Origin of the sequence: Aestuariivita sp. (assembly GCF_021404545.1) — a bacterium.
In the GTDB taxonomy this organism is placed as follows: Bacteria; Pseudomonadota; Alphaproteobacteria; order Rhodobacterales; family Rhodobacteraceae; genus Aestuariivita.
Map to the genome: position 1 here is coordinate 56354 of NZ_JAAWWD010000011.1, position 7194 is coordinate 63547.

The window sequence follows — 7194 nt, forward strand, 5'->3', positions numbered from 1 at the left end:
GGACTTGTCCCGCCCTACGGGAAAGAAGACTCCCCGCCGGATGGCTCCAGCTGGAGGCCTCAATTCTCAACCGTGCGGGGCCCGCAGGACTTCGCATACAATTTCCGCAAGCCAATTTCGTCTCAAAAGACGTCTTGACTTTGCGGCGATCACAACGCCGTTTGTTGGATGTTTCTTTTCAAAGATATTGTTCGACCGCGCCAGCAGTCCTTGACACCGGTTGGCTGACGCTCGTTTATTCAATGGCAAATAGAACATGCATTCTAAATTTCAAACGCCAAGCAAACCGCCGGGAGCCTCACATGCAATTGGTAGAATACTCGAAACCCGATTTGTACAAGTTTTGATCGGAAAAATACAACGTTGGCACGGGTTGCAATTCACTCAGAGTCGGAACGCTTTGGGGTTTTCGCGAGGAGGAGAATGCACTCCTTAAAGATGAAGGAGAAGGGGCATTTTTATTTCATGTAGACTTTGGCCAGCACGTGGAAGTCCAGCCTCTTTGGCTAGAGCAATTCAAACTGGAAGGGGGAGCCGCGAATGTCAAGGGACTCAGAACAGAGAACGGAAAGACTCTGATTTCCGGTTTTGATTTCTCTGGCTCCGCTATCAACGCTTGGATCTACTATGTATCGGAGGGTAAAGAAGCTATCGGCAACGTTTCTCTCGCCCACGAGAGCAAATGGTCTATCGTCGGCAAACACGTACAGGATTTTGGGCATTACTTGGGTTCGCTCATTTGGGATAGTTTGACTCTATCGGACCTTCCCAGCAACTTAGTTGCCAGTTGCTCGATCCAAGATATCCAGAAGTATTTGAGCTTGAACGTTGGATTCGGGCACGTAATCTACATTGACAGAAATCAGGTTATTGGGGATCCTGCTCAACTCGGCATCGAAGACATCCGGCAGATCATTCAACGAATTCCTTTCCTCAAACCGAAGAGATTTTTTGAAGAAAGGGAGTTCCGTTTTGTGTTTTCGTTGATGTACAAAAATCAACCTATTTCGATTTCTGGAAATCCAAAAATCTTGAACCTTAGACCCGTGGACAAGTTCATCACCATTTCATGAGAAGGACCCCCGCCGGATTGTTCCGGCGGGGGTCTCGATTTCTCCACCGTGTGCGGCCCGCAGGTCTTCTTTGAAAACCCACTACACCCCACCCCGCGAGGATTTACCAATCCTCGCGAACAACCACGCGTGTCTTCACCGGCAATTTCATCGCCGCCAGACGCAACGCCTCACGGGCGATGTCATCATTCACACCGTCGATCTCGAACATGACGCGGCCGGGCTTGACCTTGCAAGCCCAAAAATCGACCGAGCCTTTACCCTTACCCATCCGAACCTCGGTGGGTTTAGACGTCACGGGCGTGTCCGGGAAAATCCGGATCCAGACCCGGCCTTGCCGTTTCATGTGACGCGTCATGGCACGACGTGCCGCCTCGATCTGACGCGCTGTCACACGCTCAGGCGTGGTCGCCTTCAGGCCGTAGGTGCCGAAGTTCAGGTCAGACCCGCCCTTCGCCAGACCCTTGATACGGCCCTTATGTTGTTTGCGGAACTTGGTCCGTTTTGGCTGAAGCATTTATCTCACTCCTTACCGGCGACCGCCCATGGCACCACGGGGTGCCGGGCCATCCTGAAGCTCCTGGGCTTTGCGATCGCGGGCACTGGGATCGTGCTCCATGATCTCGCCTTTGAAGATCCAGACCTTGATGCCGATGATCCCATAAGCCGTCGACGCCTCCGCATGGGCATAGTCGATATCGGCGCGCAGCGTATGCAGCGGCACCCGCCCTTCGCGATACCATTCAGTCCGCGCGATCTCGGCGCCGCCAAGACGGCCCGCGACGTTCACACGAATACCCAAGGCCCCCATACGCATGGCGTTCTGCACGCCGCGCTTCATGGCACGACGGAAGGACACCCGGCGTTCCAGCTGCTGAGCAATGCTCTCGGCCACCAGTTGTGCATCGAGTTCGGGCTTGCGCACTTCGACGATGTTGAGGTGCAGTTCGCTGTCGGTCATCGCCGCGATTTTCTTGCGCAGCACTTCGATATCCGCGCCTTTCTTGCCGATGATGACACCGGGACGGGCCGTGTGGATCGTAACGCGGCACTTTTTATGGGGCCGTTCGATGATCACGCGGGCCACGCCGGCCTGCTTGCACTCTTCCTTGATGAACTCACGAATACGGATGTCTTCAAGCAGAAGATCTCCGTAATCCTTGGTGTCGGCATACCAGCGGCTGTCCCAGGTGCGGTTCACCTGCAGGCGCATGCCAATCGGATTGACTTTCTGACCCATTAGGCTTGCTCCTCGACTTGACGCACCTTGATGGTGAGTTCCGAAAACGGCTTGATGATTTTGCCGAACCGGCCACGCGCCCGGGGACGCCCGCGCTTCATGGTCAGGTTCTTGCCAACCCACGCTTCGGCCACGATCAGTTCATCCACATCCAGGTTGTGGTTGTTCTCGGCATTCGCGATCGCGGATTGAAGGCATTTCTTCACATCCATCGCGATCCGTTTCTTGGAGAAAGTCAGATCGTTCAACGCACGATCCACCTTCTTGCCGCGGATCATCGCGGCCACCAGGTTCAGCTTTTGCGGGGACGTCCGAAGCATGCGCAGTTTTGCCATTGCTTCGTTATCGGCCACGCGACGGGGATTCCTATCCTTGCTCATGGCTTACTTCCGCTTCGCTTTTTTGTCAGCCGCATGACCGTAATAGGTCCGCGTCGGCGAGTACTCACCGAACTTCTGACCGATCATGTCTTCGCTGACGTTGACGGGGATGTGCTTGTGACCATTGTACACGCCAAACGTCAGGCCCACGAACTGGGGCAGGATTGTCGAGCGGCGCGACCAGATCTTGATCACTTCATTACGGCCCGACTCGCGCGCAGCTTCGGCTTTCTTAAGCACATAGCTGTCGACGAAAGGGCCTTTCCAGACTGAACGGCTCATATCTTACCGCCTTTTCTTGCGGGCGTGGCGCGAGCGGAGGATCAGCTTGCTGGACGCCTTGTTCTTGTTGCGGGTGCGCGCACCCTTTGTCGGCTTGCCCCAGGGGCTAACCGGGTGACGGCCACCGCTGGTCCGGCCTTCACCACCACCATGGGGGTGGTCGACCGGGTTCATCACGACACCACGCACTGACGGGCGAATGCCCTTGTGGCGCATGCGGCCGGCTTTGCCGAAGTTCTGGTTCGAGTTGTCGGGGTTCGACACCGCGCCCACGGTCGCCATGCATTCCTGGCGCACCAGACGCAGCTCGCCCGAACTCAGGCGGATCTGCGCATAGCCACCGTCACGACCCACGAACTGGGCATAGGTGCCCGCCGCGCGCGCGATCTGGCCGCCCTTGCCAGGTTTCAGTTCGATGTTGTGGACGATTGTCCCGATCGGCATGCCCGAGAATGGCATCGCGTTGCCGGGCTTGATGTCGGCTTTGGCCGACGCGATCACCTGATCGCCGATGGCCAGTCGTTGCGGTGCCAGGATATAGGCCTGCTCACCATCGCTGTATTTGATCAGCGCGATAAAGGCGGTCCGGTTCGGGTCATATTCGATCCGTTCGACGGTCGCCGCCACGTCCATTTTGTTCCGTTTGAAATCTACGATCCGGTAGAGGCGTTTTGCCCCACCACCACGCCTGCGTGATGTGATCCGTCCGGTGTTGTTCCGGCCGCCCGATTTGGTCAAACCCTCGGTCAAGGATTTGACAGGACGTCCTTTCCACAGCTCCGAACGGTCGATCAGCACCAGCCCGCGCTGGCCCGGCGTCGTAGGCTTATACGACTTGAGTGCCATGCTTTCTGTCTTCCGTTTAGCTCGGTCGGACAAGGTCCGACCCTTATGTGAGGACGGCAATGCCGCCCATGGGCATAGGCCCCCGTAGGTGCCCGGTTAGAGATGTTCTTGCGAACCAACAACAACGCCCCGGACGAATCCGGGGCGGTGGTCAGGGGGTCGTTTAGTCCTGTGCGCAGTTCGGGTCAAGCGGTTGCGGTGTTTTTCCTTGCTCCAAATGTCTTGTCCCACCCGAAGGGTGCAGGGCGACACACGGGCAACCGTCAGAAAGCGCCCGATGAATATGCTGTGGAATCTTGCCGCCTTTCACGATTGAGGCAACGCAAGCCGTGCAGCGACAGACCGCGGGATGGCGATCCGCCCTTTGTTCTCTGCGCTTTATGGCAGCCAGGCACATTCCTTTCTGAGAACGGCTCGCCTGCGACAGCCAAATCGCCAGCCCGATGGGGCGGTCTGGCGCTGCACGGCGGCTTCACCTTGATCCCGTGCGAATGCATGATCCAATTGGCGGCCATGCCGGACCTTGCAGCCATCCAATGGCGCGTAGCTACTCGGCTGGATTATGGTGCCCCCAAGCCGGTGAGCGAGGGCCGCTATATGGCTGTAGGTCGACGCAAAACTGATAGGTCATTTCGCCACCCAACTCGAAAACGGCATGCTTGGTCGCAAACACAAGATAACGGATCGGTTCCTCCGGCGTGCCAATTCTGCCAACGCCATCAAGCCGTTCCCAACCGTGATCGTCAAAGCGTTCACCAACGCCAAGCGGCATAAACGGGCGTTCTGACTTAAATACTGCCACCGGTTTATGTTCGCCGGAAATGTCGCAAAGAACGAGGTCGTAAGTATCGGGCATCGGGTAGATTTCTTCCTTCCAAAATCCACGAGAACCTAACCCACTGTTTGCCATATGACGAGCAGAAAGGGCTCACTCCGGACATGGGTGGAATGCAGCAAGGCACGGAGCTAAGGCCGCAAAGGGCGCAAGCCAGTCCATGCCCTCTGACGAAGCCGGTCGTCCCCGCCAGACAAGAAGACCCCGGCTGCTTTCGCAACCGGGGCCAATCTCTCAAACCTGACGCAACCCTTAGAGGCCCGTCGTCACGTCAATCGTGTTGCCCTCTTCGAGCGTCACATAGGCCTTCTTGACGTCCTTGCGCTTGCCCAACGCACCGCGGAAGCGTTTGACCTTGCCTTTGGTGATCGTCGTGTTGACCGCTTTGACCTTCACCCCAAACAGAGCCTCTACAGCCTCCTTGATCTGCGGTTTGTTAGCCTCGATCGACACTTCGAAGACCACGGCACCGTTTTCGGACGCCATCGTGGATTTCTCGGTGATGACCGGCTTGCGGATCACGTCATAATGTTCTGCCTTGGCACTCATTTCAACCGAGCCTCCAGTGCTTCGACACCTGCTTTGGTGATCACCAGAGTGTCACGGCGCAGGATATCATAAACGTTTGCGCCCATCGTCGGCAGGATATCCAGGCCTTCGATATTGCGCGCGGCCTGGGCGAACCCTTCGTTCACTGACGATCCGTCAATGATCAGCGCCCGCTTCCAGCCCAGGTTTTTGACCTGCTTGGCCAGCGCCGAAGTTTTACCTTCGGATTCAGCCGCCTCGATCACAACCAACTCACCCGCCTTGGCCTTGGCCGACAGCGCGTGTTTCAGGCCCAGCTTGCGGAATTTCTTCGGCAGGTCGTGGCCATGGCTGCGCGGGGTCGGACCCTTGTAAATACCGCCCTTGCGGAAGATCGGCGCGTTGCGCGACCCGTGACGTGCGCCACCGGTGCCTTTCTGGCGATAGATCTTCTTGGTCGAATAGCTGGTCTCCGAGCGGGTCTTGACCTTGTGGGTGCCGGCCTGCGCGTTGTTGCGCTGCCAGCGGACCACACGGTGCAGGATGTCCGCGCGCGGATCCAGACCGAACAGCTCGTCAGACAGGTCAACCGACCCGGCCTTGCTGCCGTCCATGTTGATGACGTCGAGTTTCATTATTCGTCACCCTCTTTCTTCTCGGCCGGAGCATCGTCGGCCTTGTCGGCAGCGATCTCGGCTTCGGCGGCTTTCAGCGCTTCGGCTTCGGCGGCGGCTTGCTCTTCGGCCAGACGCTTGGCTTCGGCTTCGGCCTCCGCGGCTGCGGCTGCGGCAGCCTCTTCGGCAGCTTTGGCCGCGGCCTCGGCGGCGGATTTCAACGCTGCGGGTAGAATGGCGTTTTCCGGGAACGGTTTCTTGACCGCATCCTTGATCGTCACCCAACCGCCTTTAGAGCCCGGAACGGCACCCTTGACCATGATCAGACCGCGATCGGCGTCGGTTTTGACAACCTCCAGGTTCTGAGTGGTCACACGGGCAGCCCCCATATGACCGGCCATCTTCTTGCCCTTGAACACCTTGCCCGGGTCCTGACATTGGCCGGTCGAACCGTGGCTCCGGTGCGAGATCGACACACCGTGCGACGCACGCAAACCGCCAAAGTTATGGCGTTTCATCGCACCTGCAAACCCCTTACCGATGGAGGTGCCAGCCACGTCAACGTACTGCCCTTCAAAGTAATGGTTTGCGGTGATTTCCTCACCCACACCGATCAGATTTGCCGGATCGACGCGAAATTCGGCCACTTTACGCTTGGGCTCCACCGACGCGACGGCGAAATGGCCCCGCATGGCTTGGCTGACACGTTTTGCCTTGGACGTCCCGGCACCGAGTTGAACAGCAGTATACCCGTCTTTCTCTGCGGTCCGCTGCGCCACAACCTGCAACTTGTCGAGTTGCAGAACAGTGACGGGCACTTGCCGTCCGTCTTCCATGAACAAGCGGGTCATACCCACTTTCTTTGCGATCACACCAGAGCGCAGCATGTTCAAGCCCTCCAGATTACGATTGCAGTTTGATCTCGACATCCACGCCAGCGGCGAGGTCGAGCTTCATCAGCGCGTCCACGGTCTGGGGGGTCGGATCCACGATATCCAGCAGGCGCTTATGCGTGCGGATCTCGAACTGGTCACGGGATTTCTTGTCAACGTGAGGTCCCCGCAAAACGGTGAACTTCTCGATCTTGTTCGGCAGCGGGATCGGGCCACGGACTTGGGCGCCGGTCCGCTTGGCGGTGTTGACGATCTCCTGCGTGCTGGCATCCAGCACACGGTAGTCAAACGCCTTAAGCCGAATACGAATGTTTTGGCTTTGAACGGCCATTCTATCATTCCCTTTTCGGGTCTTTCAGTTGAGAGGAAGAGCGGCGACCACCGCCGCTCTTCATCGAACCGTTTGTTGAGGGGCTGCGATTTTTCGGCGAAAAAGCGAGCACACCGGGGGGGGTGGGCTGTGCGGCCCCTTTCAAGGCCCGTCCCCCCCCCGGGGCCCCCCC

The 7194-nt window shown here is 57.8% G+C and carries 11 protein-coding genes; 1 reads left to right on the plus strand and 10 read right to left on the minus strand.

Annotated features, from left to right (window positions below):
* Positions 1 to 485: 485 nt before the first annotated feature.
* A complete protein-coding gene (locus tag HEP69_RS06720) occupies positions 486 to 1073 on the plus strand; it encodes a hypothetical protein (RefSeq protein ID WP_290557788.1) in 588 nt (195 codons plus the stop codon).
* 103 nt (positions 1074 to 1176) lie between these two features.
* Here HEP69_RS06720 and rplP read toward each other — a convergent pair whose 3' ends face one another.
* From rplP to rpsJ, 10 genes are all read right to left on the minus strand, one after another.
* Positions 1177 to 1590, minus strand: coding sequence for a 50S ribosomal protein L16 (rplP, locus tag HEP69_RS06725; RefSeq protein WP_050931363.1), 414 nt, complete (start codon positions 1588 to 1590; stop codon positions 1177 to 1179).
* A gap of 12 nt (positions 1591 to 1602) precedes the next feature.
* A complete protein-coding gene (rpsC, locus tag HEP69_RS06730) occupies positions 1603 to 2313 on the minus strand; it encodes a 30S ribosomal protein S3 (protein WP_290557789.1) in 711 nt (236 codons plus the stop codon).
* Entirely contained in the window at positions 2313 to 2693 is a 381-nt protein-coding gene (gene rplV, locus HEP69_RS06735) for a 50S ribosomal protein L22 (protein ID WP_290557790.1), read from the minus strand. Before rplV ends, rpsC begins: the two co-directional genes overlap by 1 nt.
* Positions 2694 to 2696: 3 nt before the next feature.
* Positions 2697 to 2975 carry a 30S ribosomal protein S19 gene (rpsS, locus tag HEP69_RS06740; protein ID WP_008207545.1) on the minus strand — a complete coding sequence of 93 codons (279 nt, stop codon included), beginning with the start codon at positions 2973 to 2975 and terminating at the stop codon, positions 2697 to 2699.
* Between the two features lie 3 nt (positions 2976 to 2978).
* Complete coding sequence (gene rplB, locus HEP69_RS06745; protein ID WP_290557791.1) at positions 2979 to 3821, minus strand: 50S ribosomal protein L2; 843 nt, start codon at positions 3819 to 3821, stop codon at positions 2979 to 2981.
* 547 nt (positions 3822 to 4368) lie between these two features.
* The gene (locus tag HEP69_RS06750; protein ID WP_290557792.1) at positions 4369 to 4677 is read right to left on the minus strand and encodes a hypothetical protein; all 309 of its coding nucleotides are present in this window, start codon (positions 4675 to 4677) and stop codon (positions 4369 to 4371) included.
* A gap of 231 nt (positions 4678 to 4908) precedes the next feature.
* Positions 4909 to 5205: a 50S ribosomal protein L23 gene (locus HEP69_RS06755; protein ID WP_290557793.1), complete on the minus strand. Its 297-nt coding sequence runs from the start codon at positions 5203 to 5205 to the stop codon at positions 4909 to 4911.
* A complete protein-coding gene (rplD, locus tag HEP69_RS06760) occupies positions 5202 to 5819 on the minus strand; it encodes a 50S ribosomal protein L4 (RefSeq protein WP_290557794.1) in 618 nt (205 codons plus the stop codon). Before rplD ends, HEP69_RS06755 begins: the two co-directional genes overlap by 4 nt.
* A complete protein-coding gene (gene rplC, locus HEP69_RS06765) occupies positions 5819 to 6685 on the minus strand; it encodes a 50S ribosomal protein L3 (protein ID WP_290557795.1) in 867 nt (288 codons plus the stop codon). Before rplC ends, rplD begins: the two co-directional genes overlap by 1 nt.
* A 16-nt stretch (positions 6686 to 6701) precedes the next feature.
* Complete coding sequence (rpsJ, locus tag HEP69_RS06770; protein WP_100164040.1) at positions 6702 to 7022, minus strand: 30S ribosomal protein S10; 321 nt, start codon at positions 7020 to 7022, stop codon at positions 6702 to 6704.
* Between the last annotated feature and the right edge of the window lie 172 nt (positions 7023 to 7194).